The organism is Rhodococcus sp. USK10 (assembly GCF_019378875.1).
Classification (GTDB): domain Bacteria; phylum Actinomycetota; class Actinomycetes; order Mycobacteriales; family Mycobacteriaceae; genus Rhodococcus_F; species Rhodococcus_F pseudokoreensis.
This window is the reverse complement of the sequence record NZ_CP076048.1, coordinates 449,732-474,546: the sequence shown is the minus strand read 5'-3', so window position 1 is coordinate 474,546 and position 24,815 is coordinate 449,732. Positions and strand designations below refer to the sequence as shown.

The 24,815-nt window shown below is 66.4% G+C and carries 26 protein-coding genes and 2 pseudogenes; 21 read left to right on the top strand and 7 right to left on the bottom strand.

Features of this window, described 5'->3' with window-relative positions:
• The first annotated feature begins 9 nt into the window (after window positions 1-9).
• The 4 genes from I1A62_RS09100 to I1A62_RS09085 are packed head-to-tail and all read left to right on the top strand — an operon-like array spanning window position 10 to window position 3,417.
• The gene (locus I1A62_RS09100) at window positions 10-828 is read left to right on the top strand and encodes an FAD/NAD(P)-binding protein (RefSeq protein ID WP_219461129.1); all 819 of its coding nucleotides are present in this window, start codon (window positions 10-12) and stop codon (window positions 826-828) included.
• Complete coding sequence (locus I1A62_RS09095) at window positions 828-1,607, top strand: oxidoreductase (protein WP_124395356.1); 780 nt, start codon at window positions 828-830, stop codon at window positions 1,605-1,607. The genes I1A62_RS09100 and I1A62_RS09095 overlap by 1 nt, the downstream gene beginning before the upstream one ends.
• Entirely contained in the window at window positions 1,604-2,896 is a 1,293-nt protein-coding gene (locus I1A62_RS09090; protein WP_219458547.1) for a Ni/Fe hydrogenase subunit alpha, read from the top strand. The genes I1A62_RS09095 and I1A62_RS09090 overlap by 4 nt, the downstream gene beginning before the upstream one ends.
• A complete protein-coding gene (locus I1A62_RS09085) occupies window positions 2,893-3,417 on the top strand; it encodes a hydrogenase maturation protease (RefSeq protein ID WP_124395354.1) in 525 nt (174 codons plus the stop codon). The genes I1A62_RS09090 and I1A62_RS09085 overlap by 4 nt, the downstream gene beginning before the upstream one ends.
• Here the strand turns inward: I1A62_RS09085 and I1A62_RS09080 are convergent.
• Entirely contained in the window at window positions 3,341-4,216 is an 876-nt protein-coding gene (locus I1A62_RS09080) for a universal stress protein (RefSeq protein ID WP_219458546.1), read from the bottom strand. The genes I1A62_RS09085 and I1A62_RS09080 overlap by 77 nt on opposite strands.
• Between I1A62_RS09080 and I1A62_RS09075 the strand changes: the two genes are divergently transcribed.
• Entirely contained in the window at window positions 4,215-4,352 is a 138-nt protein-coding gene (locus I1A62_RS09075) for a hypothetical protein (RefSeq protein WP_192582080.1), read from the top strand. The genes I1A62_RS09080 and I1A62_RS09075 overlap by 2 nt on opposite strands.
• Here I1A62_RS09075 and I1A62_RS09070 read toward each other — a convergent pair.
• From I1A62_RS09070 to I1A62_RS09060, 3 genes are all read right to left on the bottom strand, one after another.
• Window positions 4,328-6,058 (bottom strand): GAF domain-containing protein, encoded by a 1,731-nt coding sequence (locus tag I1A62_RS09070; protein ID WP_219458545.1) that lies wholly within the window; start codon window positions 6,056-6,058, stop codon window positions 4,328-4,330. The genes I1A62_RS09075 and I1A62_RS09070 overlap by 25 nt on opposite strands.
• A 55-nt stretch (window positions 6,059-6,113) precedes the next feature.
• On the bottom strand, window positions 6,114-6,755 hold the full coding sequence (locus I1A62_RS09065; protein ID WP_124395352.1) for a response regulator transcription factor: 642 nt from the start codon (window positions 6,753-6,755) through the stop codon (window positions 6,114-6,116).
• Between the two features lie 98 nt (window positions 6,756-6,853).
• Window positions 6,854-7,894, bottom strand: a complete 1,041-nt coding sequence (locus tag I1A62_RS09060) for a nitroreductase family protein (RefSeq protein ID WP_124395351.1) — start codon at window positions 7,892-7,894, stop codon at window positions 6,854-6,856.
• A gap of 148 nt (window positions 7,895-8,042) precedes the next feature.
• Here I1A62_RS09060 and I1A62_RS09055 point away from each other — a divergent pair, with 148 nt between their 5' ends.
• The 5 genes from I1A62_RS09055 (at window position 8,043) to I1A62_RS09035 (ending at window position 11,890) form a co-directional block, all read left to right on the top strand.
• Window positions 8,043-8,954 carry an ABC transporter ATP-binding protein gene (locus I1A62_RS09055; RefSeq protein WP_124395350.1) on the top strand — a complete coding sequence of 304 codons (912 nt, stop codon included), beginning with the start codon at window positions 8,043-8,045 and terminating at the stop codon, window positions 8,952-8,954.
• Between the two features lies 1 nt (window position 8,955).
• On the top strand, window positions 8,956-9,744 hold the full coding sequence (locus I1A62_RS09050) for an ABC transporter permease (protein ID WP_257890751.1): 789 nt from the start codon (window positions 8,956-8,958) through the stop codon (window positions 9,742-9,744).
• Between the two features lie 3 nt (window positions 9,745-9,747).
• A complete protein-coding gene (locus tag I1A62_RS09045; RefSeq protein ID WP_219458543.1) occupies window positions 9,748-10,686 on the top strand; it encodes a universal stress protein in 939 nt (312 codons plus the stop codon).
• A complete protein-coding gene (locus tag I1A62_RS09040; protein ID WP_124395347.1) occupies window positions 10,683-11,552 on the top strand; it encodes a universal stress protein in 870 nt (289 codons plus the stop codon). Before I1A62_RS09045 ends, I1A62_RS09040 begins: the two co-directional genes overlap by 4 nt.
• A 92-nt stretch (window positions 11,553-11,644) precedes the next feature.
• Window positions 11,645-11,890, top strand: a complete 246-nt coding sequence (locus I1A62_RS09035) for a PLD nuclease N-terminal domain-containing protein (RefSeq protein ID WP_124395346.1) — start codon at window positions 11,645-11,647, stop codon at window positions 11,888-11,890.
• 83 nt (window positions 11,891-11,973) lie between these two features.
• On the opposite strand, the gene I1A62_RS09030 is transcribed toward I1A62_RS09035, so the two are convergent.
• Complete coding sequence (locus I1A62_RS09030; protein WP_124395345.1) at window positions 11,974-12,858, bottom strand: universal stress protein; 885 nt, start codon at window positions 12,856-12,858, stop codon at window positions 11,974-11,976.
• A gap of 372 nt (window positions 12,859-13,230) precedes the next feature.
• Here I1A62_RS09030 and I1A62_RS09025 point away from each other — a divergent pair, with 372 nt between their 5' ends.
• The 11 genes and pseudogenes from I1A62_RS09025 (at window position 13,231) to I1A62_RS47150 (ending at window position 21,879) form a co-directional block, all read left to right on the top strand.
• Window positions 13,231-14,274, top strand: a complete 1,044-nt coding sequence (locus I1A62_RS09025; protein ID WP_257890750.1) for a DUF4010 domain-containing protein — start codon at window positions 13,231-13,233, stop codon at window positions 14,272-14,274.
• Window positions 14,275-14,706: 432 nt separating this feature from the next.
• A complete protein-coding gene (locus tag I1A62_RS09020; protein ID WP_219458542.1) occupies window positions 14,707-15,249 on the top strand; it encodes a hypothetical protein in 543 nt (180 codons plus the stop codon).
• 61 nt (window positions 15,250-15,310) lie between these two features.
• Window positions 15,311-16,717: a wax ester/triacylglycerol synthase family O-acyltransferase gene (locus tag I1A62_RS09015; protein ID WP_219458541.1), complete on the top strand. Its 1,407-nt coding sequence runs from the start codon at window positions 15,311-15,313 to the stop codon at window positions 16,715-16,717.
• 107 nt (window positions 16,718-16,824) lie between these two features.
• Window positions 16,825-17,817: a nitroreductase family protein gene (locus I1A62_RS09010; protein WP_257890749.1), complete on the top strand. Its 993-nt coding sequence runs from the start codon at window positions 16,825-16,827 to the stop codon at window positions 17,815-17,817.
• 104 nt (window positions 17,818-17,921) lie between these two features.
• Window positions 17,922-18,926 (top strand): inorganic phosphate transporter, encoded by a 1,005-nt coding sequence (locus I1A62_RS09005; protein WP_124395342.1) that lies wholly within the window; start codon window positions 17,922-17,924, stop codon window positions 18,924-18,926.
• The gene (locus I1A62_RS09000) at window positions 18,926-19,567 is read left to right on the top strand and encodes a hypothetical protein (RefSeq protein ID WP_124395341.1); all 642 of its coding nucleotides are present in this window, start codon (window positions 18,926-18,928) and stop codon (window positions 19,565-19,567) included. The genes I1A62_RS09005 and I1A62_RS09000 overlap by 1 nt, the downstream gene beginning before the upstream one ends.
• Before the next feature lie 320 nt (window positions 19,568-19,887).
• The gene (locus tag I1A62_RS08995; protein ID WP_124395340.1) at window positions 19,888-20,157 is read left to right on the top strand and encodes a metal-sensitive transcriptional regulator; all 270 of its coding nucleotides are present in this window, start codon (window positions 19,888-19,890) and stop codon (window positions 20,155-20,157) included.
• 95 nt (window positions 20,158-20,252) lie between these two features.
• Entirely contained in the window at window positions 20,253-20,660 is a 408-nt protein-coding gene (locus I1A62_RS08990) for a DUF302 domain-containing protein (protein WP_124395339.1), read from the top strand.
• Between the two features lie 366 nt (window positions 20,661-21,026).
• Window positions 21,027-21,272, top strand: coding sequence for a hypothetical protein (locus I1A62_RS47160; protein WP_374710743.1), 246 nt, complete (start codon window positions 21,027-21,029; stop codon window positions 21,270-21,272).
• A pseudogene (locus I1A62_RS47155) lies at window positions 21,202-21,653 on the top strand (sulfatase-like hydrolase/transferase); the annotation flags it as partial. The gene I1A62_RS47160 and the pseudogene I1A62_RS47155, both read left to right, overlap by 71 nt.
• Window positions 21,654-21,693: 40 nt before the next feature.
• Window positions 21,694-21,879: a hypothetical protein gene (locus I1A62_RS47150; RefSeq protein ID WP_374710856.1), complete on the top strand. Its 186-nt coding sequence runs from the start codon at window positions 21,694-21,696 to the stop codon at window positions 21,877-21,879.
• A gap of 428 nt (window positions 21,880-22,307) precedes the next feature.
• On the opposite strand, the gene I1A62_RS08980 is transcribed toward I1A62_RS47150, so the two are convergent.
• Together I1A62_RS08980 and I1A62_RS08975 are read right to left on the bottom strand one after the other, a co-directional pair.
• Window positions 22,308-23,318 carry an IS110 family transposase gene (locus I1A62_RS08980; RefSeq protein ID WP_257890748.1) on the bottom strand — a complete coding sequence of 337 codons (1,011 nt, stop codon included), beginning with the start codon at window positions 23,316-23,318 and terminating at the stop codon, window positions 22,308-22,310.
• Window positions 23,319-23,434: 116 nt separating this feature from the next.
• Window positions 23,435-24,627, bottom strand: a pseudogene (locus I1A62_RS08975) (IS110 family transposase).
• Between the last annotated feature and the right edge of the window lie 188 nt (window positions 24,628-24,815).

Here is a 24,815-nt window from a genome sequence, read left to right as displayed (position 1 = left end):
CAGGACTGCATGCTTCCGCTCGGGTACCGCGTCGGCTCCCGCACGGTCGAAACGCACGACACCGTCACCCTGACGCTGCATCCGATCGGTGGCCTACCCGAAAATCATTTCACGCCAGGCCAGTTCATGATGCTGTACGCACACGGCGTCGGGGAGGTGGCCATCTCGATCAGCGGCGACCCGTCGCGCGACGGCGACACCTTGGTCCACACGATCCGGAACGTGGGTGCCATGAGCCGGGCCCTCCACGACGCCCCCGTCGGCACCGTGCTCGGTGTCCGCGGTCCCTTCGGACGCGGGTGGGACCTGCGCACCGAGTCCGGCGGGGACCTCGTCATCGTCGCGGGCGGGGTGGGACTGGCACCGCTTCGTCCGGTGATCCTCGCCGCCCTCGCCGCCCGCGACCGATTCCGGCGGATCACCCTCGTCGTCGGCGCGCGGACCCCGTCGAACATCCTCTTTCGATCCGAGCTCTCCGCCTGGCAATCCCGCGACGACCTTGCCGTCGAGCTGACGATCGACCAACCGGTCTCCGGCTGGACGGGTGCGGTCGGATTCGTCACCGAAGCCTTACACCGGGTGCCGGTCGACCCGGCCCGGACCACCGCGTTGCTGTGCGGCCCCGAACCGATGATGCGGTTCTGCGCCCGCGCCCTGACCGATCGGGGTGTGCGCCCCGGCGACATCCAGGTGTCCCTCGAACGGAACATGCAGTGCGGTACCGGAGTCTGCGGTCACTGCCAGCTCGGTGAGCTTCTGCTGTGCAGGGACGGCCCGGTCGTCGACTACACCGTCGCCGAACCCCTCCTACGAACACCGGAGCTGTGATGAGTGCACCCCCGAAGACCACTCCGACACTCGCTGTCTGGAAGTTCGCCTCGTGCGACGGCTGCCAGCTCACCCTCCTCGACTGCGAAGACGAATTACTGGCACTGTCCGAGGCGGTGTCGATCGCGCACTTCCTCGAGCTGTCCGACACCGTCACGGGTGGACCGTACGACGTGTCCCTCGTCGAGGGCTCGATCACCACGGCCGCCGACCGGGACCGCATCCGCACGATCCGCGAGCAGTCGCGGGTCCTCGTCACGATCGGGGCCTGCGCCACCGCCGGCGGAATTCAGGCGTTGCGCAACTTCGCCGACATCGATGAGTTCCTGGCGGTCGTCTACGCCAGCCCCGACTACATCGACACCCTCGCGACCTCGACCCCGATCTCGGCGCACGTTCCGGTCGACTTCGAACTGCGCGGCTGCCCGATCGACCGGCGCCAGCTCCTGGAAGTGATCACGGCGTACCTGGCGGGGCGGCGGCCGAACATTCCGAACACCAGCGTGTGCACCGAATGCAAACGCCGTGGCCTGACCTGCGTGATGGTCGCCGACGGCACCCCCTGTCTGGGTCCGGTGACCCACTCCGGCTGCGGTGCACTGTGTCCGGCGGTCTCGCGGGGGTGCTATGGATGTTTCGGACCGACGACCGACCCGAATCTCACGTCGATGACGGGCTGGCTGCGCACCTGCGGAATGACCGATTCCGCCATCGCCCGCGTCTTCGCGACCTTCAACGTCGCGGCGTACGGCCCCGGCAGCGGAGAAAATCCGCAATGACATCCGCCCGTAGGGAGCTGATCGTCCGCGCCCTCGCCCGGGTCGAAGGGGAAGGCCGACTCGATGTCACCATCCGCGACGGCTACGCGGACCGGGTGGCCCTCGCCATCTACGAGCCACCCCGGTTCTTCGAGTCGTTCCTGCGTGGGCGGCACTATGTGGAACCACCGGACATCACCTCCAGGATCTGCGGCATCTGCCCGGTCGCCTATCAGGTGAGCGCCTGCAATGCGCTCGAACAGGCCTGTGCGCTCACGATCGACGACGCCGTTCTCGATCTGCGGCGCCTGCTCTACTGCGGGGAGTGGATCGCGAGCCACGTGCTGCACATCTACTTCCTGCACGCCCCCGACTTCCTGGGTCTGCCGGACTCGATCGCGCTCTCCCGCACCGATCGCGCCGCACTCGAGCGGGGACTCGCCCTGAAGAAGGCGGGCAACGCCATCCTCGATACCGTCGGCGGCCGTCCCATCCACCCGGTCAACGTCCGCGTCGGCGGCTTCCATCGCGCACCGACCCGCGCCGAACTGGCTCCGCTCGCCGAACAACTCCGCACTGCGCTCGAGTACGCGGTGGCCACAGTCGACTGGGTGTCGTCGTTCACCTACCCCGACCTCGAACTCGACCACGATCTCCTGGCGCTCCGGCACGAATCCCGATACGCCATCGAAGACGGCGACATCGTCTCGTCCACCGGCCTGCGTTGCCCGGCCGACGAATTCCCCCGGCACGTCGTCGAACACCAGGTGCCGCACTCCACCGCTCTGCACGCCGAACTCGACGGTCGGCGTTACCTCACGGGCCCGCTCGCCCGGTACTCCCTCAACTCGTCCCAGTTGACGGGGCAAGCCGCATCGAGTGCCACCGCAGCGGGACTCGGCGCGCAATGCCGCAATCCGTATCGCAGCATCGTCGTGCGCGCCGTCGAAGTCGTATACGCGGTCGAGGAGGCCCTGCGGATCATCGACCGCTACCAGCAGCCCGTACCATCTTTCGCCTCCGCCGCACCGAAATACGCCGTCGGACACGGCGTCAGCGAAGCGCCCCGAGGGCTGCTGTATCACCGCTACGAACTCGATACCGACGGCCTCCTCACGGCGGCCACCATCATTCCACCTACCTCACAGAATCAGGCGGCCATCGAACACGACCTCCGCACCGTCGTCAACTCCCATCTGACGCTCGCGGACGACGACCTGACGGCGGTGTGCGAGCGGATCATCCGCAACTACGATCCGTGTATCTCCTGTTCCACCCACTTCCTCACCCTCACCATCGACCGCCGATGATCACCGTGGTGCTCGGCCTGGGCAACGACTGCCGCCGCGACGACGGCCTCGGACCCGCCGTCGCACGGGAAGTCGCTGCCCGCGTGGCCGCGGACGTTCGGGTCTCGGCCTCGGACGGTGACCCCACCCGCATGCTGGATGCCTGGGCCGGAGCGGATCTGGCCGTCTTGGTCGATGCCGTCGTGTCCGCACCACCGCGACCCGGGACCGTTCATCGATTCGACTCGAATACCGTTGCCGCGCTACCGACCCCGGCCGTCAGCACACACGGCCTCGGACTGGTCACGGCACTCGAATTGGGGAGCGTGCTCGACCGACTACCTTGCCGGTGGGTGCTCTACGTCGTCGAGGTGCTCGACGTCGGCTACGGCCGCGGGCTCTCACCCGCGGCCGCAGGTGCGGTCGAGTCGGTGGTAGAGGCGGTGCTCTCCGAACTCGCAGGACTTACCGGACAACCAGCAGTGGGCAGGTCACCGAATGCGCCAGCGCTCGACTGGTCGAACCCAACAGCATGCTCGTGAACCCGCCCCGCCCGCGGCTCCCGACCACGATCAGCTGTGCATGCTCGGACTGCTCCCGCAGATTCCGCGCGGGCTGATCCATGACCACCACCGGTCGCACCGTCACATCCGGAAATTCCTCGGCGCGTCCGGCCATACTCTCGGACAGCAGTGCCCGCTCGCGGGTCTCGACCTGCGCCCAGTCGACATCGCTGGGGAACGGCGCATACAGATCGATATCCGACCAGGCGTGCACCGCCACCATATCGACGCCGCGCAGCGCCGCCTCCTCGAACGCCAACGTGATCGCGGACTCGCTGTGCGCGGAGCCGTCGACCCCGACGACGACCGGACCGGAAATGGCGTTGACCTCGGTGTGCGGGAGCCCGCGCACGACGGCGACCGGTGCGTGGGCGTGGGCCACGACCGCGGCACTGACCGACCCCAGGACCGCACGGTCGAAGAACCCGTGCCGGTGCGCGCCGACCACGACCATCCGCGCGGACTTCGACCGCTCGATCAGCTCACCCGAGGGCACCCCGGTGCAGAACGCGGTATCGACGTCGAGGGTATGCCCCGCCGCGGCCTGGGCGGCCACCTCTTCCGCCTGCGCGAGTCGCCGCTTGCCGTCGAGCTCCTCTTCTTCGAAGAGGCTGGCGGGAACCCCGATCGGCACACCGTAGGTACCGGGCACGAACATGGTGGTGACCAATGTCAATGGGGCGCTGCGCAACGCAGCCTCCTGCGCAGCCCACGACACAGCCTGCAGGGACGACTGTGACCCGTCTACCCCGACGACGATCGGATGCTGGGCGGTCATGATGGTCTCCTCGAATTCGCTGGATGATCCCGTCCCTACCATCGTCACCGTCGCCCAGGTCGGCGCCGTAGGGGAGAAGGTCATCACCTTCCCGGCACTGGTCGAACGACGTCAGGGCAGCGGCGCGGACCAGTGAATCGTGGTGCCGCCGCCGGCGGTCGTGTCGATGCTGAACCGCCCGTTGGCCTGGCGTGCCCTGGCGGCGAGATTGTCGAGTCCCCGGATGACGGCGTCGTCCGGAATGCCCACGCCGTTGTCTGCCACCTCGATCACCAAATCGTCGTACACGGACACCTTGACCGTGACCGTGTCGGCGGCGGCGTGCCGCACGACGTTGCTCAGTGCCTCGCGCAGAACCGCTTCCGCATTTTCGGCGAGCAGTGAGTCGATGACCGACAGTGGGCCTGACATGTGCACGGTGGTCTGCAATCCGGAGTCCGAGGTGATCTCGGCGATCACCTCGTGCAACCGCTGCCGCAGCTGAGTGGTCTCACCCGCGCCGCCGTGCAGATCGAAGATCGCGGTCCGGATATCGCGCACGATGTCGTGGAGTTCGTCCACGGTGTGCCCGAGCCTGCTCTTGATCTCCGGTGACTTGGCCCGTTGCACGGTGCTCTGCAGCGACAGGCCGACGGCGAACAGCCGCTGGATCACATGATCGTGCAGGTCGCGGGCGATCCGGTCCCGGTCGGACAACACATTCAGCTCCCGCATCCGACGTTGGGTGTTCGCCAATTGCAGGGCCACAGCCGCCTGGTCCGCGAAACCCGACATCAGGACCAACTGTTCCTCGGTGAACGGCACCGCGCCCTGGGTGCGCAGGGCCACGAGGACACCGGTCACCGATTGGGCGGCACGAAGCGGGAGAACCAGGGCGGGGCCGAACGGCGTGGTCGCGTCGAACCCGGGGTCGAACGCCAGCCGGTCCACGCGCAGCGGCATCCGGCTGCGGAACGCTTCTCCCGACGAGGATCCCTCGAGCGGGATCGCGCCGCCGATGACGCGGTCCGGTACGTTGCCGGCCGACACCGTGACAACCAGTTCCGTCACGTCGTCCGACGGGGTCTGTGGGTCGTCCGGCACCGCGAGGAAGGTGCTGTCGGCTCGGGTGAGCTCCAGTGCGTCGTCGGCGATGACCTGCAGCACGTCGACCGTTTCGCTGCCCGCTAGCAGTTCGGTGGCGATCTCTCGGGTCGCTTCCAGCCAGGCCTGCCGGATGCGTGACTGCTCGTACAACCGGGCGTTCTCGATGGCTATCCCCGCGGCTGCCGCCAGCGCCCGCAAGATCGCTTCATCATCTTCGGTGAACGGCAGTCCGTTTGCCTTCTCCGTGAGGTAGAGATTGCCGAACACCTCGTCGCGGATCTGGACCGGAACCCCGAGGAACGTTCGCATCGGCGGATGATGCGGCGGAAACCCCACCGATGCGGGGTGGTGCGACATGTCCTTGAGGCGGATCGGCTTCGGATTGATGATGAGGAATCCGAGTACCCCTCGCCCCTTCGGCAGATCGCCGATCTCCGCGCGGGTCTCGTCATCGATACCTTCGAACACGAACTCGGCCAGGTCCTCACCCGGTCCGAGCACCCCCAGCGCCCCGTAGCGCGCGTCGACCAAGTTGATCGCCGCGTGCACGATCGTGCGGAGCGTGTCGTCGAGATCCAGCCCCGACGTCACTGCGAGCATGGCCTCGAGGAGACCATCGACGTGGTCCCGGGCCTCGATGATCTGTTCGATGCGCTCTTGGACTTCGGTGAGCAACTCCCGCAGCCGCAACTCGGACAGGGGTCCGAGGAGAGATCGGGGATCCCGCTCATCCTCAGGTGGAATCACCCTTGGCATTGTTCCACGGCCACCGTCTGTCAGGGCGGGAAAGCGGGGCACACCCCGGGCGCGGTCAAGGCGGGGGCGGGGTCAACTTCGTGGCGATGACGGCGGCCTGGGTCCGTCGCTCCACCCCCAGCTTCGTCAGCAGCCGGGACACGTAATTCTTGACCGTCTTCTCCGCCAGGAACATCCGCTCCGCGATCTGCCGGTTCGTCAAGCCCTCACCCAGCAGGGCCAGGAGGGTTCGTTCTTGGCTGGTCAGGCGAGAGATGGCGCCGTGCTCGGTGCTCGCGTCCGACCGCAATTTCGCCATCAACGCTGCCGCCGCGCGACTGTCGAGCAGCGACTTGCCTGCGCCCACGTCGTGGACCGCTTCGGTGAGCTCCATGCCGCGGATGTCCTTGACGACGTACCCACTGGCGCCGGCGAGGATGGCATCGAGCATCGCCTGATCATCGGTGTACGAGGTGAGCATCAGGCAGCGGATACCGGGCAACTTCGACATCAGTTCGCGACACAACTCGATGCCGTTTCCATCCGGAAGACGGACGTCGAGCACGGCGACATCGGGTTGGAGCGCGGGTATCCGGGCCAGCGCCTGAGAGTACGACGCTGCCTCTCCCACAACGGTAAGTTCCGGGTCCTCGGTGAGAAGTTCCGCGATCCCACGGCGGACGACTTCATGATCGTCGACGAGAAAGACGCTGATCATTCGGCAACCTCCACTCTGCAGGTTGGTGCCGCCACTTCCCCCAGGTTACGGCAGCAGGCGAATGGACGACGAGATCTCGGCGGGAATGCTGTCGCCGATTACCGCGGATGCGACACGACCGAAAGAACCGAGTCCGTGGGGCGCCGCGGTGTCTGCCGCGGAGTGAGTTTCTTGTCCGTCACACCCAGCCGGATCAGGGCCTGAGGAAATCCGCGATCAGGGAGCAGTACACGGATCAACTCACGGCTCTGCCGAAGTTCGGTCATATGCGTCAGCGGACACGTCGCGAGGCCCTCCACCGTCGCCTCCAAAAGCACCGCCGACAACGCCTCACCGGCGCGGAGCCAGTCCGGCCGCCTATCTGCATCGGTGCTCACCACCAGGACCGTGGACCGGTCGATCTCCTCGGCGGAATCATTGTCGAGACCCGCGGGAAAACCGCGCCCGATGTCCACCCGGGAGAGGTTCTCCGCCGTTGCCAGGGCATTCGGGGGAATCCCCCCGGATGGAATGGAATGACCTGCCCACCAGTGCAATTCGGTGTGGTATGCGGTGTCGTAGCGGCGTGCTGCGGCCGTGATCTGGGTGGCTTCGGCCAGGGTCGCGCGCGCCTCGGGCGGCAGGACGGTCAGATGGGCCCCACGGGCGCGGACCATATCCGGCAAAGTGCGCGGAAGCGGCGCCTTCACACTCAACGGACCGAACGGACGCCGATCGGAATATCGGTGGCGGATCGCGGAGAGGAGATCGAAGTCGTGCGAGCGGGGGTGCGCGTCATGGTGGAATCTGATCGTCGCCAGATGCCCGGAATGCAGCCCGTCGGGAAGGCGCTCGATGTCTGTCGTCCATCGCAGCGCGGTCAGCGCAGTCTCCAGGTGATGCAGTGCAGCGCCACAGCTGACCACCAGTTGCCGACCCTTCGGATCGGTCGACGCCAGGAGCCGGCCGCGGTCGGTGTGCAAGTCCAGGCGACCGTCCGAATAGGTCCACTGCCACGGCTGGCTGTTGTGCACCGAGGGTGCACGACACGCAAGGTCCACCGCGATTCGAACCACGTTCACATCGGGAATTGTGGTGTCCACGATCGTCTCCACTTCAATCCACCCAACGTCACGACCCGTGCCGGAGATCTGGTGCATGACACCAGTGTCCATCGCACGGGGTCCCTAGGTTAGGGCCGATTGTCACCGCCAGGCAGGGCACACCGTCTGCAGGACCCACCCAGCGACCGTCATTCGGGGACCGAAGACCCTACTGGCAGCGTCCCCACCCTGCGAGCCTGGGCACATGGCCACTCCGCTCGCCGTCCGCACCGAAGGGCTCACGAAATCGTACGGTTCCGTCCTCGCCCTCGACGGCGTCAACCTCAGAGTCCACCCCGGAGAGGTCTTCGGCTACCTCGGCCCCAACGGATCCGGCAAGTCGACCACCCTGCGCCTGCTGATGGGATTGCTCCGGCCGTCCTCCGGCACCGCCGAGGTCCTGGGACTGGACGCCTGGTCATCCGCAGCAGACGTCCACCGCGGCGTCGGCTACGTTCCCGGCGAACTGTCCCTCTACGACCGGCTGACCGGCCATCAGCACGTCACCTACATCGGGCACCTGCGCGGCAACACCGACGACAAGGCGGCCGTGATGATCGCCGACCGGCTGGATCTGGACCTGGACAAGACGGCGCGAACCCTGTCGAAGGGAAACCGGCAAAAACTGGCGTTGGTTCTCGCGCTGATGTCCGGACCCGAACTGTTGATCCTCGACGAACCCACCGGAGGACTCGACCCCCTAGTGCAACGAGAATTCCACGCAATTCTGCGGGAGCACACTACATCCGGCGGCACTGTCCTGCTGTCATCGCACGTGCTGAGCGAAGTCCAGCAGGTTGCCGACCGGGTGGGGGTGCTGCGGGAAGGCACACTCATCGCGGTCGAGAGCCTGCATGAACTCCGCCAGAAGTCACTCCACCATGTGACCGCCGAATTCGCCGACCCGGTGCAGGAATCCGACTTCCGCAGGATCGACGGAATCCGGGATCTCGCGATCGACGACCGCAGCCTCACGTGCAGCGCCCCGCAGTCCGCACTGGACTCATTGATCCGGGCCGCCGCCCGATACACCGTCGTCGACTTCGCGTGCGCCGAAGCCGACCTCGAGGAAACCTTCATGGCGTTCTACGGAATCGGGGCGGGCGATGCTGCGTAGCGTGCTCACCAAGACCTTGTACGACCAACGCCGCGCGCTGCCCGGGTGGGCTTTGGGTCTGGTCTTGCTCGTCGCGATGTACGTGGCCATCTGGCCCAGCGTGCGCGATCAGCCGTCGATGAACCAGTTCCTCGATCAGATGCCCGAAGCATTCCGGGCGCTGTTCGCAATGTCGGGGGCCGACATGTCGACCCCGGTCGGTTACATCCAGATCGAATTGCTCTCCTTCATGGCGCCGTTGCTGTTCCTCGTCTATACCACCGGTAGCGGTGCCGGCGCGGTGGCCGGTGAGGAGGACCGCGGAACCCTCGCCCTGCTGCTCGCCACCCCCTTGACTCGCCGGCGCATCCTGCTCGAGAAGGTCGGCGCTCTCGTCCTCGGCACGGTGCTGCTCGCCGCCGCGACGGGAATCGCTCTCCTCGCCGAAGGGATGTTGGCGGACATGAACCTGCCGACAGCAAAAGTGTTCGCGGCGATGACCCACCTGGCCTTGCTCGCGTTGGTGTTCGGCGCCCTCGCTCTGGCACTGGGGGCGGTCACCGGACGCCCGGCGCTGAGTCGTTCGGTCCCGGCAGTGGCCGCGGTACTCGCGTACGTGCTGAACGGTCTCGGCCCCGTGGTGTCCTGGCTCGCCCCCTGGCAACGGTATTCCCCGTTCTATCAGTACGCCGGTCACGACCCCCTTCGGCACGGCTTCTCCATCACCGCGGCAGTGGTCTCCCTGGCCACGATATCGGTGCTGATCGCCGTTGCGGTGGTGGGCTTCAGCCGGCGGGACGTAGTGAGGTAACGGGTGACCGGGCACGCCACGGGCGGCCGGCAGATCGTCGCCGGGATCGACGGCTCGGCCGTGGCAGAGGCGGCGGCACGCTGGGCCGCCGCTGTCGCCGCGCACGGGAATCTGCCGCTCCGACTGGTTCACGTCCTACCACCGGCACCTGTCTCCTACGGGGTGCCGGCACCGGTCCCGGACATCGAGGCGGTCCGTGCGGTCGGCGACGCCGCGCTCTCGCATGCCGCCGAGATCATCCGCGGCGAACAACCCGCCGTCGCGATCGAATGCACAACCAGGACGGGGCCGACTCCCGCCGATGTCCTGCTGGATGTGGCACCATCGGCCTCGATGGTGGTGATCGGGTCGGCGTGTGCCGGGCCCGTCGAGGGATTCCTGAACGCCACGGCCCTACGGCTGGCGCACCACGCCGCCTGCCCGGTCACCGTGTGGCGGTTGGCCTCGGGTCCTGTCCTGCCCGACCGCCGGCCGGTGATCGTCGGCGTCGACGGAAGCGAGATCAGCATCGCGGCCGTGCGGTGGGCGTGTTCGTTCGCGGCCTCCTTCGAGGCGCCCGTCGTAGCTGTCCACATCTGGACCGGCACAGCACCCCAAAGGGGTACGCACTGCCACGAGTATCCGGTCGACGCGACAGAGAAGGTACTACTGGCGGAAAGCGTCGCCGGTTGCCGGACCGAGTACCCCGACCTGACGATCGAACAGGTCACCGAACGCGGCACCCCGGCGGATGTCCTGCTCGCGCGGTGTCGTCAGGCGCAGCTCCTGGTCGTCGGAAGCCACGGCCGAGGGGCACTGGGACGAGCGCTGCTCGGATCGACCAGTCAAGACATGCTGCACCGCGCTCCCTGCCCCGTCACGATCTGCCATCCGGACACGACTCCGGCACCGCCTCACGCCGAGACATCATCCGTCCCAACGGAGTCGAGGAGAGCACCATGACGAACGCACCAATAGTCGTGGGCGTCGACGGATCCCCGTCGTCGTCGGACGCCGTGCGATGGGCGACGCGCGAGGCCGAAATTCGCCACGCTCCACTTCTGCTCCTGTCGTGCATCAGCTATCGCGGCGCCGAAGCCGCGGTTCCGTGCATCGGAACCGAACTGCGCGCCCGCGCCGAACGAGACCTGGCGGCCGCGGTCGGGATCGCACAAACCCAGAACCGCGAGGGCGAAGTCGACATCCGCACCGAGGTACATGCGCAGTACGCGCCTGCGGCGCTCGTCGATTGCTCGGACTCTGCGGGGATGATCGTCGTCGGTCGGCGCGGCCTCGGCGAATTCACGGGCGGGTTGCTCGGTTCCGTCAGTTCGATCGTCGCCCGCCACGCACGCTGCCCGGTCGCCGTGATCGAGGGGTGGTCTCGGGTCGAGGACGGCTCGGGACCGGTCGTCGTCGGAGCCGACGGCTCCGCCGCCAGCTCCGCCGCCATCGACGTCGCCTTCGAAGAATGTGCACTGCGCGGTGCTGAACTGGTTGCGCTGCACGCCTGGTCCGATCAGAACCTGTCACAGATCCACATCGATCCGCACCAGTGGGAGGCCGCCGAACAGTCAGAGCGGGTCCTGCTGGCCGAATGCCTCGCGGGACGCACGGAGCGGTATCCCGACGTCGTCGTGCGGGTCGTCGTGGTCAGAGACCGTCCGGTGCGACACCTGCTGGCCGAGGCGGAACAAGCTCAGCTGATCGTGGTCGGAAGCCACGGCCGCGGCGGATTCGCCGGCATGACGCTCGGTTCGACCAGCGAGGCGCTACTGCATATCACCACCTGCCCGCTGCTGATCGTGCGCCCGCGATCGGAGGACTGACGCATCTCCCCCGAACAGCAGTGGGCCGACAATCCGCCCCTGTCCTCTCCGCAAACACCCGCAGATCTCGTCGTGAGAGAAGGAGACAAATAATGCGCAACAGACGACGCTACAAGTGGTCCGATCTGACGCACCGGCAGCGCACCGCCGTCGCCATGTCAGCGACGGTGCAGGTGGCACTCGCGGTCGCCGCGTGGACCGATCTCGCACGCCGCGATCCGCGGCAGATCAACGGCAGCAAAAGGACGTGGGCTGCAATTATCGCAGTCAACTTCATCGGCCCTATCGCCTACTTCGCACGCGGTCGCCGCGACGAGACCGCACCGCACACCGCGTAAGTCCACCGCACCGCGGCTGCAACACTCGACGATAGGGACGCCCCCGGTCATCGGTGCGTGAGCGTGCCCAAGCGCGGGTCGGCTCAGCGGGCGACGATCAGCGGGCAGGTGACGGTATGCAGCAGGGCCCGACTGGTCGATCCCAGCAACATGCTCGCGAATCCACCACGACCTCGGCTGCCCACAACCAGAAGTTGTGCGCGTTCGGCTTGTGCGCGCAAATTGTGGACAGGACGGTCGATCACCACCACCGCCTGGACCTTGACGTCCGGGTACTCCTCGGCGCGACCGGACAGGCTTTCGGCCAGCAGTGCCATTTCGCGGGTGTGCTGCTTCTCCCATTCGAATCCGCTACCGCGCCAGCCCGCGAGATCGAGGTCGATATCGGACCAGGCGTGCACTGCCACCAGTCCGACTTGCCGTTGCGCAGCCTCCTCGAACGCTACGGAGATCGCGGGTTCGCTGTTCGCGGTGCCGTCCACTCCGACAACGACCGGTCCGACTATCTCGGTCACCTCGGTATGGGGGAGCTCGCGGACCACGGCAACGGGACACCGGGCGTGGGTGACGACTGCGGTACTGACCGAACCGAGCAGTGCCCGCTCCACCGGCCCGTACCGGTTGCTGCCGACCACCACCATGCGTGCCGTCTCCGACCGCTCGAGCAATTCGCGAGTCGGTGAGCCTGTGCCGCGCGCGATCTCGATCTCGATATCGATGTCGTGGCCGTGGGCGGCCGCCCGAGCGAATTCCTCAGCCTTTTCCAGTCGCTTCCTCGCGGCGAGTCCTTGGTCGTCGAAGAACCCGGCGGGTATGCCGGTCGGGACACCCGAGTCCCCGGGCATCGAGGTAACGGTGACCAGAACCAACGGGGCGTCGTGATAGACGGCCTCCCGTGCGGCCCAGGTCACGGCGGCCAGCGCCGACTGCCCGTCAACTCCGACGACGATCGGCTGGTGGGCGGTCATGATGATGGTCTCCTCGCGTGAGTAGGCGTTCGTCCCGTGCACCAATCGTCTTCGCCGCTACGAAGGGCTCATAGAGCCGAAGGTCCCGCCTTCCGCCGCCGTGCACCAAGAGCCCACCCGGGGGCTGAGGGGCCTGCCCCTCGGCGAGGGTCGGGTCCGAAGACCCTACTGGCGAGAGGATCGCACTGACAGTCTGACCCTATGGCCTACGAGTGCGTCCTCGGCACGGCCCGGATCAGCCCACGATGCTGGTCGATCGGTGCCCCTGAGCCCCTGAGCCCCTGAGCCCGTGGACCCGGGCACCGGTAGGGAGAGGGCTCCGGTCACCCCGGAACCCGTCCAAAGCGCTGACCGTCACGCGGCCCGCCCATCATGGATCTCGCACAGTTCCACGTATACGGGTACGTAGCCGCCCTGCTGATCGGACTCGGGCTGGGGATCGAGCGCGAACACGCGGCACGTTCTGCAGCAGATGGCGCGGACGCGGTCGCTCCCGAGTTACCCGGCGCCCGAACGTTCCCTCTGATCACCCTCGCCGGTGCGGTGGCGGCCCACCTCGGTGACGTGGTCGTGCCCGCCGCATTTGTTGCGGTGGCGGCACTCATCGTGTGCCGGTACTGGGTCCGAGCGCATGCGCCGGACCGACCGGACATGGGAACCACCACCTCGTTCGCCGCACTGGTCGCCTTCCTGCTGGGTGTGCTCGCCTTGCGCTATCCGTCGCTCGCGGTCGCGCTCGGCGTCATCGTGCTGGTTCTCCTCGCGGTCAAGTCCCCGATACACGAATTCGCCGAGCACATGATCGACGAACGCGACATCATCGACTTCTGCGTACTGTTGGCGATCGCCTTCCTGGTCCTGCCCGTGCTCCCGGACCGTGATGTCGGGCCCTACGGCGCATTGAACCCCGCGACTATCGGTCGACTGGTACTGGCGCTGAGCTTGATCGGATGGGCGGGCTACGTTGCCACCCGGATCCTCGGGCCGCGGTGGGGGCTGCTCATCGTCGGCATCGGCGGTGGATTCGTCTCCGGCGCCGCGACCACCGCGGTCATGGCACGCGCAGCCCGCCAGACCCATACCAAGGACGCCTCACCCGCGGCCCTGGTCGTCAACGTATCCACCATCGTTCTCGCTATCGGCATCACCCGGGTCGTCAACTCGGCAGTGTCCGCGCAACTGGCAGTGGTGTTCGGCTCGGAAGTGGTGGTGTCATCGCAGCATCGACTGTCGGCAGCCTGGCTGATGCCCATTCCTCGTCGCCACCGGCTGCGGTCGCAGCCGGTGGCACAATATCTGTCGATACCGCGACCATCGCCGCAGCCGTGGCGGTCGGTACGAATCTCGTCACCAAGCTCGTCCTGGCGGTGGTGGCGGGAACGTGGGCGTTCGCAACCAGACTCGGCGCCTGTCTGATCGGGCCGGTTGCGCTCTCGGCCATTACCTTGTGGACCTCGTGTATTGACGACCGATGCCGTCGGCGAAGCAACAACCGATGCATTCAGATTGACCCACTCGCCGGCCGAAGACTGCCCGTCCGAACCTCCCGAGTGACGCGGGACGAACGCCTGATCGCTGGTGTTCGTATCCCGTGGCCGAGGCGGCGGAGAAAATCCCGCCAGATATGACGAGCGGGGAGCTTCCGCGCACCCGAACCGGTCCGCTCCTGACGGTTTCGGGGCTGACCCGAAGTCTCCACGAGACGGACGCGAGATGACCTTGGGCTCTATAGACCCGTGACACGAGCCGCAAGACTGAGAGTGCGGAACGCAGGAGGTCGTGATGGCTGGGGAACTGACTACACCAGTGCGAATCTGGCGGTTGGTGCCATGGAGCCGCAACGCGCTGATGCGTCCGAGCGACCGCCTCGAATCCGTCATCTTCATCGTTGTCGTCGCGGTGGTCCTGCTCCTGCTCCCGGTCGCCGCGGCGTTCGGAGCAGCCACCTACACCAGACTGAGAGACCAAGCACGAGTCGAAGGAGCGACCCGTAGCGAGGTGAGCGCTGTGCTCGTCGAGGATGCGGTCCGCGTATACAACGAGGATGCGGTGCGCGGAAGCGGCGGCCCCGATGTCGGTCAGGCACGGGTGCACTGGTCCATCCGCGGCATCGGGCACACGCACATGATCGACGCCGATTCCGAGGCGAAAGCCGGTGACGCTGTCAGCATCTGGGTCGACACGAACGGGAATCTCAGTGCCGCGCCGATGACCGGCGGGGAGAGCGCGGTCGCCGCCGTCATCGGCGCCATCGCAGTGTGGGCAACGAGCATCATCGCGGGAGTGCTGTTCCTTCTCGGTGTTCACTGGATCGCATCGAAACACTGCCTCGCGCAATGGAACCGGGAATGGTCCGGTATCGGAAAGGCACCCGGATGGCCCGTGAGCTGAAGTCGACACATCTGTGAATCCGGACCCAGAAACACCACACTGAAAGGCGATGAGGGCGACCATGGGCACTGACACGCTGAGTTTCCTCGACGCCGGCTTCCTGGAAACCGAAGACTCCGACCGGCATGCGAGCCTGACCATCGGAGCGCTGGCAGTCATCGAAGGACCCCCGCCCAGCCAGAGGGAGTTCCGCGACGCCGTCGCGGCGCGTCTGCTCGACCTTCCCCACGCGCGCGACAAACTTCGCACTGCTCCACTCGACGTCAGTGCCCCGTCGTGGACGGAAGATGCGAACTTCGACCTCGACCGACACCTGCGACGGGTCGCCATCCCCAACCCGGGCGAGGAGGAGGCACTGTTCGGATTCCTTGCCCGCGTCATGGGGCACCGGCTCGACCGGGACCACCCGCTGTGGGAATGCTGGGTGGTGGAAGGACTCAGCGGCGACCGCTGGGCGATGCTCGCCAAACTCCACCACTGCATGGCCGACGGGATCACCGGAACACGACTGTTCGAGGCGATGTGCGACGAGGTAGAGCCGACAATGGACCCCGCCGCCGACTCGTCAGGCCCGGAGCGCCCCGCGCATCAACCACCGCCGTCGCCGTCGATCTCCACGCTGCTCTCCCCGCGCCACCAGTACGCACTACTCGAGACGATCCTGCGCGCTCCTCTGACGATCGCTCAGGCGGGACTGGGTGCGTGCCGGGGACTTGCCCGCCTCCTGGCCGAGATGCTGACGTCGTCGTCCGACACGTCACTGATCGGTCCGATCGGAAAGCAACGACGCTACCGCGGTGCCCGCACCCGGATGACGGATGTCCGGGAGATCTGCGGGGCATACGGTGTCACGGTCAACGACGTCGCTCTCGCGGCCATCACCGGCGGATTACGCACCCTGCTCCTCCGTCGGGGTGAGCAACCCGACGCACACACGGTGCGCACACTGATTCCGGTCTCGGTGCGGTCCGCGAACGACGACGCCGACTCTCCTCACAACCAGGTATCGCTCATGCTGCCGTTTCTGCCGGTCGACATCGAGGATCACGTCGAACAGCTCACCGCAGTGCATCAGAGGCTGTCCACGCACAAGGCAGGCAAGGAAGCCCAGGGCGGAAAGGTGTTCACCACGTTGGCACAGTACGGGCCGTTCATGCCCTTGGCCTGGGCGTTGCGGCTGGCCACCCGATTCCCCCAGCACAGCGTGGTGGCAGTGGCCACCAACATCCCCGGACCCCGGCAACATCGTCACGTCCTGGGCCGAAGAATCCTCGACATCTTCCCGTACGTACCCATCGCACTGCGGTTGCGCATCGGCATCGCAATCCTCAGCTACGCCGACACTCTGACGTTCGGTCTGACCGGTGACTACGACAGCACCCCGGACCTCGCCGACTTGGCTACGTCGATCGAACAGGGCGTGTCCTCACTGCTGACGGCCGCCCGCTTGGAGACCGCAGGCAGCTAATGGCAATGACCTCCGGCCCTACCGGCGTGGGGCCCGACAGGCGAGACTCGATATCACTACGACGGCACCAACCGGCGCACCCGGTCCTACGAATGATGAGGTGGGTGATGGGCACACCTGCGGAGACGATGCCGAGTTGGCGCACGATCGAGTCGGTGGTCGCATTGGCCTGCCGGGCACCATCGCTTCACAACAGTCAACCGTGGCGGTGGGTCCTCGAGCATGAGGGCCTGACACTGTTCAGTGACCCCGACCGCATCCTGCCCGCCACCGATTCGTTCGGACGTCAAATGGTGGTGTCCTGCGGTGCGGCGCTCAACCATCTGAAATACGCTCTACTCGAGCATCATTGGGATGCGGTGATAGAACGCATGCCGCATTCGGCGAGCCGCCAGTGTCTGGCTACCGTTGCATTCACCCCCGCGGCGGAGGTGTCCGGATCCGAGATCGCCCTGGCAACGGCGATCGCACGCCGGCACACCGAGCGCCTACCGATGGCCGCTCCCAACTCGTGGGACGACGCCCTCGCACAGGTGACCGAACTCGCCGAGCGCGCAGGAATACACGTGGAAGACATCGGGGACCGCGCCCGCCCCACACTCGAGGCAATGTCACGTCGCCTCAGCGGTCTGCGCCGCGGAAACCCCGTATACCAAGCCGAGCTGCAGTGGTGGGCCGGTCACGCTCTGTATCCCGACGGGATTCCCTCGGCCGCACTACCCGCATCGTCACCCGGAACGGTTCCGGTCGGACGTGAGTTCCCCACCGGCACTGCCACGTGTGACCCCGGCGACATGGAGGACCGTGCCGCGATACTCGTACTCACAACCGACTCGGACTCGCGGCTGGACTGGTTGAGATGCGGCGAGGCGCTCTCGGCGCTCCTGCTGGCCTGCACCGCTCGTGGCCTTGGTACGTGCCCGGTGACGCACATGACCGAGTTGGGGGAGACGAGAACCCGGGTAGGTGAGTTGCTCGACGGCGATGGCCTGCCTCAAGTTCTCATCAGGGTCGGCCTCCGGCCACAGAGCGCATCGCCCTCGACAACGCCGAGACGACCGCTCTCCGAGGTTCTCTTCCGCGACCGATCGGAGTCCTGAGGATGAAGGGGTCTGATCGCGCCGCCAGCGCACTGCAGATGGTCGTCATGGCCTGTTCGACACCGGCCGCAGAGGGCCCGCAGACCGATCGCGTGTGCTGAGCCGTGGAGGTTGCTGTCCTCCTGGCGATCGCGACAGCGCTCGTGTTCGACCTCACCAACGGCTTCCACGACTCCGCGAACTCGATCGCCGCGCTCGTCGCCACCCGGGCCGCGCGCCCCGAACATGCGCTCATCCTGGCTGCTGCCGGGAACTTCATCGGTCCATTGGTCGTGGGAACGGCCGTCGCCGACACCGTCGGAGGAGTCGTCACACTCCCTGCGAGCGCGACGGTCACAGCGGTCGGCGCCGCACTGACTGCGGCGATCGCGTGGAACCTTGTCACCTGGTGGTTCGGGCTGCCATCGAGTTCATCGCACGCCCTGGTCGGCGGACTGGTCGGTGCGTCCCTGGTCGCTGCGGGTCCGAGTGGGGTGCACTGGGGTGGATTCACCGACGGCCGACCTTCCGGCGTCGTGGGGATCCTGGTCGGCCTGGCAATCTCCCCACTTCTCGGCGCAGTCGCGTGTGCGCTGCTCGCGACCATCGCCTGGCGACTGATGCGACGTGCCCGACGCCGAGCACTCGGCCCGGTGCGCCGCGCCGAATGGGTCACCGCCGCCACACTCGCATTGAGCCACGGCGGCAACGATGCGCAGAAATCCATGGGCGTGATCACGCTGCTGCTCATAGCGGGTGGCCATCTCACCGAGTTCACCGTGCCCCTGTGGGTCAAGCTGGCAGCTGCGACGAGTCTGACGGTCGGAACCGCGTTCGGCGGATGGCGTATCGTGCGGACGGTGGGGCGTGGGGTGTTTCGGATGACACCGCTCGACGGGCTGGTCAGTCAGGCCGGCGCCGCCGGCGTGATCCTCGGCGCATCCCTCGTGGGTGCGCCGGTCAGCACCACACATGTCGTTGCCGCCGGTGTCGTGGGCACTGGAGCACAACACCGCGCACGGCATGTGCACTGGAAGGTAGTCACAGAGATGGGCGTGGCCTGGGTCGTCACGCTACCGATGACCGCACTGCTGGGGGCGATGCTGTTTCCGGTGTGGGGGGCGATCTGATGCATCGGCCGCGACTGTCCAATGCGTGGTTCCTGCCACGCTCGTTCGACGTGCTGGACATGCTGCGCCGACAGCTCGACATCGTCGAGCAGTGCATACACGTGCTGAACGACTGGGGACACGGCAAGACCCCGACCCACGAAGCGGTCGCGGAGTTGCGGGTCGCCGCGGGAAACGAGCATCGTGCCCGCCGCACTCTCAACAATGCCGTACGCGACAGTTTCAGCACCCCCATCGAGGCGGAAGATCTATTCGAGCTGGGGGAGCGTCTCGGCGAGATCACCGAGGCCGGGTATGCCTTGATCCGGGAGTCCGAGTTGTCGTGTTCCGGCCCGACCTGTGCCCCGCCTGATCCTTACCTGGTCGAGTTGATAGACCGGCTCGCGAGTGCGCTCGTCCCGCTCGCGCAGGGGTTGCGGGCACTGCCGAGCGGGGACGCGGCAAACTGCGCGGACCGCGCCATCGAAGAATTGGCCATGGTCGAACACGCTTACCGCGCTGCGATCGCCGACCTCGAAAACGAACCCGACGTCCGGCGGGAGTTACGCAGGCGAGAACTGTATCGCCGAGCCGAACATCTGCACGCCGCGATGATGCGTGTGGCGCGGCGCACCTGGTATTCGGTGTACAAGTCACGGTGAGCGAACCCCCCAGCCGTGTAGCACGACCCATCTGCCGACGAGGATCGCACTGAAAGCGCTGCGCTGCAGAAGAAGTAACAACGGGTGCGCTGAAGTCCGCAGAGTTCGTGGGGGCTCGGTATGTGTACCGCAGCGCTCCCTGCGGTACCTCGTCGACGTCGCGGGGGAGTCGCTCAGTAACGCACCGCTTCGGGTGGTGCGGACGACAGGGGGACACGACCAGGCGCCCGAACGCTGTCGCCCTCGCGGACCCTCCCATACACGCCACACTGGATACCCCCGGGGGTATAATCGTGTCAGGTTTTACGAAAGGGGCAATCATGGTCGGCGACGAAGAAGGCACTGCGTTGGTACTCAATCGGCTCCGCCGCGCGCACGGGCAGCTGGCTGGGGTGATCTCAATGATCGAACAGGGCCGCGACTGCAAGGACGTCGTCACTCAGCTCGCTGCGGTCTCACGCGCCCTGGATCGCGCCGGGTTCAAAATCGTCGCAACCGGGTTGCGTGAATGCCTGAGCGGCGAGGCCGCGGAGGGTGCCGAACCCATGACCGAGGCTGAACTGGAAAAGCTCTTCCTCGCGCTCGCCTGAGCGGCGCCTTCCTCTCCGGTTCACCGAACGCGATCAGCCGCCAGGGACTACATACGCCATATCCGACGAACCCCCGAAAAGAAAGCCGAATCGTCATGAAACTCGCATTATCGACAACATTGCACACAACCTTCGCCGATGCAGTAGAACGAACCCGGAAGGCGCTGTCAGAGCAGGGTTTCGGGGTACTCACCGAGATAGACATGAAAGCCACCCTGAAGGCGAAACTAGGTGAGGAGATGGAGGACTACCTGATCCTCGGCGCGTGCAATCCGCCTCTGGCTCATCGCGCGGTCAACGTCGACCGACAGATCGGACTGCTGCTGCCCTGCAATGTCGTAGTGCGCGCAGACACCGTCACCGAGAACACCATCATCATCGACGCGATGAACCCGGCCCTGATGGTCGACGTCACCAACGAACCCGGACTGAAAGACGTCGCTGACGACGCCGCCACCAAACTCCGGGCCGCGATCGATTCCCTCGCCGCGCACCAGGCCTGACACCTACACAATCCGACCGGAGCGACGGAACGGAGGATCGTGACACAGGTGGCCGCCTTGCGGCCATCGGCATTCTGCTCGGCTTGGGGTGTGCTCGCGGTCGTCGGCATCGCCGCCGCCAGCAGAACGATGCTGGCGGCGAAAAGGGCACCGAAGACGATGCCCGCGACTGCTGCGGCCCGGGGCGTCCGCAGGTGGCGGTAATGGGCTCCGCTGCGCGGATCGGCCATGCATCAATCATGGACGAAGTCGGGTGTCGGGACCAGCACGCGCTCCGGTCGCTGCCGGGGCGCGGCGCTCCTGCGCCGCGGGTGAACAAACCCCTCGAGGCTCCCGCGTGCCGCTGTCGACCGGAGGAGGGCCGCCATGGCCACGAAGCGTAAAGTCAAGATCGCGGTCGATATCCGGGACTCGGTTGCGGACTGGTCGCCGTATCTGCCGCAGGCGGCCCCCGAGGGCGCCCCGAACGTGCTGATCGTCGCATGGGACGTCTTCGGCGGTCCCATCGAGACTCCCACCATGGCTCGCGTCGCGGACCGCGGTGTGCGGTACTCGAACTTCCACACCACGGCACTGTTCACCCACCCGCGCATCGCTGCTGACCGGCCGTAACGCCACCTCCAACGGAATGGCCACGGTCGCCGAACTCAGCTCCGGGTTCCCCGGCATCTTGACCCACATCCCCTTCGAGAACGGATTCATCTCCGAGGTGCTGGCCGAACGCGGCTGGAACACCTACTGCGTTGGTAAATGGCACCTGACCCCGAGCGAGGAATGCAACATGTCGGCGGTCAAGAGTCGCTGGCCGCTCGGCCGGGGTTCGAGCGCTTCTACGGCTTCCTCGGCGGCGAGTCGAACAGCTGGTACCCGGACCTCGTATACGACAACCACCCGATCGAGGCTCCCGGAACACCCGAAGACGGCTACCACCTGTCGAAGGACCTGTCCGACAAGTCGATTCAGTTCATCCGTGACGCCAAGGCAGTCGACCCCGACAAACCCTTCTTCATGTACCTGGATCCGCAGGTCGGGCATGCCCCCCCACCACGTCCCCGCGGAATGGGCCGACCGGTACAAAGGCACGTTCGACCAGGGTTACGAGGCCATCCGCGCCGAGATCCTCGCCCGGCAGAAGGAACTGGGTCTGCTGCCCGAGGACACCGAGCTTTCCCCGATCAACCCCCACGGGGGGTGTCCCTATGGTTTCTGTCATCCCTGAAAAGGGGCGGGTTAGTCAAGTGCTGCCATCTGGGCGTATTCGGTTTCGGGCCTGTGGGTAGACAGCGTCGACCCTGGCCGCGGGGCGGGACGCAGCGCCCGCAGCGTCAGCGAGGACGAACGGTCTCGGCCGTGAGCGGATCCGGGGTCGACGCAGACTGACCGCAGGCCCTCGAATCCGCGGGGCGTATCAAGTTATGGGGGGTAGCACGTCTCCACTGTGATGCAAGTGGTGGGGGTAGGCCGAGCCACCTCGGCTACCGGTCATCCCTTCGCCCAGCCGGGGGGTTCCTCGGAAGAGGGACCCCCGGTGATGGGGCATGGAGTGGTGCGGTGGCAACACACGGGGTCAATCAAGCCGGCGACCACGCCGAGAGTCCTCGAGGGTCAGACAGAAACGCGGCCACGCATGTGTTGCGTCCGGGGTGCTCACGCCGCCGCCTGCTGGGCAAGGGCGCGGATGTGTCCGTCGCGGAGCCCGTAGTAGACGAGGGTGAGCAGTTTTCTCGCCGCGGCGACCTTGGCGATGTTCTTGCCCCTGCGTGCTTGGATCCGGGTGCGATCGGCGACGATCTTCGCGGTGCTCGGGTGCAGTTGGATCGCCTCGACTGCCGCCCACCGCACCAGTCTCGAGCCCTGCTTCGTGATGTGCCCGCGATGGACGGTGGTGTCGGACTCGTGGTGCCGTGGGGTCAGCCCGGCCCACGAACATAGCTGGTCCGGGCCCGAGAACCGGTGCACGTCACCGATCTCCGCAACGAAGATCGCCGCCAGGACGGGACCGACACCCGGTATCTCCTGGATCGCCCGGTACCCGGGATCATCGCCGAGCCGGCGAGCGATCAGGGCGGTGAACCGCGCCTCCTGGGTGTCGAGGGTGTCGATGAGTTGCAGAAGCGACAGCACCCGTTGGGCGTAGGCCTTGCCGAGGGGCACACGAGCAAGTCTCGCTCGGCCGGTGACACCGAACAGGTCCGAGACCGCGATCTGGACTCCGGCCTTCCCGAGCACCGAGTGGACCTGCGCCTTGAGGTTCGACCGAATCGCGACCAGTTTCGCTCGGTAACGCACCAGTTCCCGCAACTCGCGGACCTCGGGTGGGGCGATCCACGCCTCGGGGAGTCTGTTCATGCGCAGCAGATCCGCCAGATCCGAGGCGTCACGGACGTCGTTCTTGACTCGACGGTAACGAAACCCTGTGACGCCCAGGGGGTGCGCGAGGTGAACGGTCGCGCCGGCGGCCTGCAAGGCGTCGACTGCCCAGTACCACCCGTACGTGGCTTCGAGCACCACCTCGGGGTGCGGTCCGGCGTCGTCGAGTTGCCGCCTCAGCGTGTCCGGGTCGTTGGCGATCCGGGCCACCGACAGCTGCTGGCCCTCGCCGTTGTGGCGGACGATCACCGACCGCCGCCGATGCAGATCGACTCCTACGAACTGCATGCCTGGTTCATACTCGTACATGAGGGGCCACCCTTCTCTTGATTGGGGTCTGGACACCCCCAGCGTCCGCTGGGAACCATGAGGAGCGGGAGGCCCCCCGCCCCCTTTTCATCACATCAAGCCGCTGCTGCGGATGGTGCTCGGTAGTAGGTCTTGTTCTTGAGCATGACGTAGATGACGTCGCATCGGCGTCGCGAAAGGCAGATGAGGGCGGCGTTGTGCTTTTTACCTTCGGCGCGTTTGCGGTCGTAGTAGACGCGGCTGGCAGGGTCGTGCAGCGCCGCGAACGCGGACAGGAACAGGGCTCGTTTGAGTTTGCGGTTGCCTGACCGGGCGGGATGTTCGCCTCGGATCGACGAGCCGGAGCGGTGGGTCACCGGTGCGATTCCGGCGTAGGCGGCGAGGTGTCCGGCGGACTTGAACGCGGAACCGTCACCGACCTCGAGAAGGATTCTTGCTGCGGTCCTGATGCCGACGCCGGGCATCGAGATCAGGACGTGGGGAAGAGGGTGGTCATCGAGCATCCTCTCGACGTCCTCGCCGATGCTTTTTCTTTGCAGCAAAACCTCTTTCAGGGAGTCTGCGAGGTTCGGCAGGACGATCTCCGCGGCCTTGCCACCGGGCACGGTCACCGTTTGCGCATGGAGGGCGGTGAGCATCTCGTCGGCCAGACGCGCACCCATCCGGGGGCGTGCTTGACCGCGAGGCTGGTGAGTTTGCGTTTGCCGGCCCTACGAATTCCGGTCGGTCCGCCGCATCTGGAGAGGATCTCGAGGACGGCGGGGTGGGTGATACGGGGTCCGAGGACCCGTTCGAGCGCTGGATGGATTCCGGTGAGCAGGCCTCGGATGCGGTTGCTGATCCGGGTGGCTTCGCCGGCGAGGTCGTCGTCGAAACCGACGAGGACCTCGAGTTCGGCGAGGGCCTCGTCTCCGGTGTCGACGCGTCGCAGGGTGTGCGGCATTGTCCTTGCGGTGTCCGCGATGATGAATGCGTCCCGGGCGTCGGTTTTCGCCTGCCCGGGGTAGAGGTCGGCGATGCGGCGCATCGACAGCCCCGGCAGGTACGCGACATCGTGCCCACAGGCGCGGGCGACGGTGACCGGCAGGGCGCCGATCGTGTTGGGTTGATCGACGATCACCAGGACCGGTCCGTGAACGGCCAAGCCGTCGAACACCGCCCGCAGCTTCGCCTCGTCGTTCGGTAGCGCCTTGTCATATAGGCGGCCGCCGGAAGGATCCAGCCCAACGGCGTGGTGTTCGCCTTTTCCCACGTCGAGGCCGCAAAACACGGCGTAACTCGTGTCCATTCAGCAGTTCTTCGTCCGGCCGGTCCGGTCGCCGATCCAGCATCGATACCCGACACCCACGTTACGAGGAGACCTACCGTGACTTCCGGTGGCTTTGTCCCTATAAGCGGTCCATCGACGCCACCAGGTTCGGCGGCACCACCCCCCGGATCATTCGAAAGACAGGGGCAAGAAGTCATACCGAACTT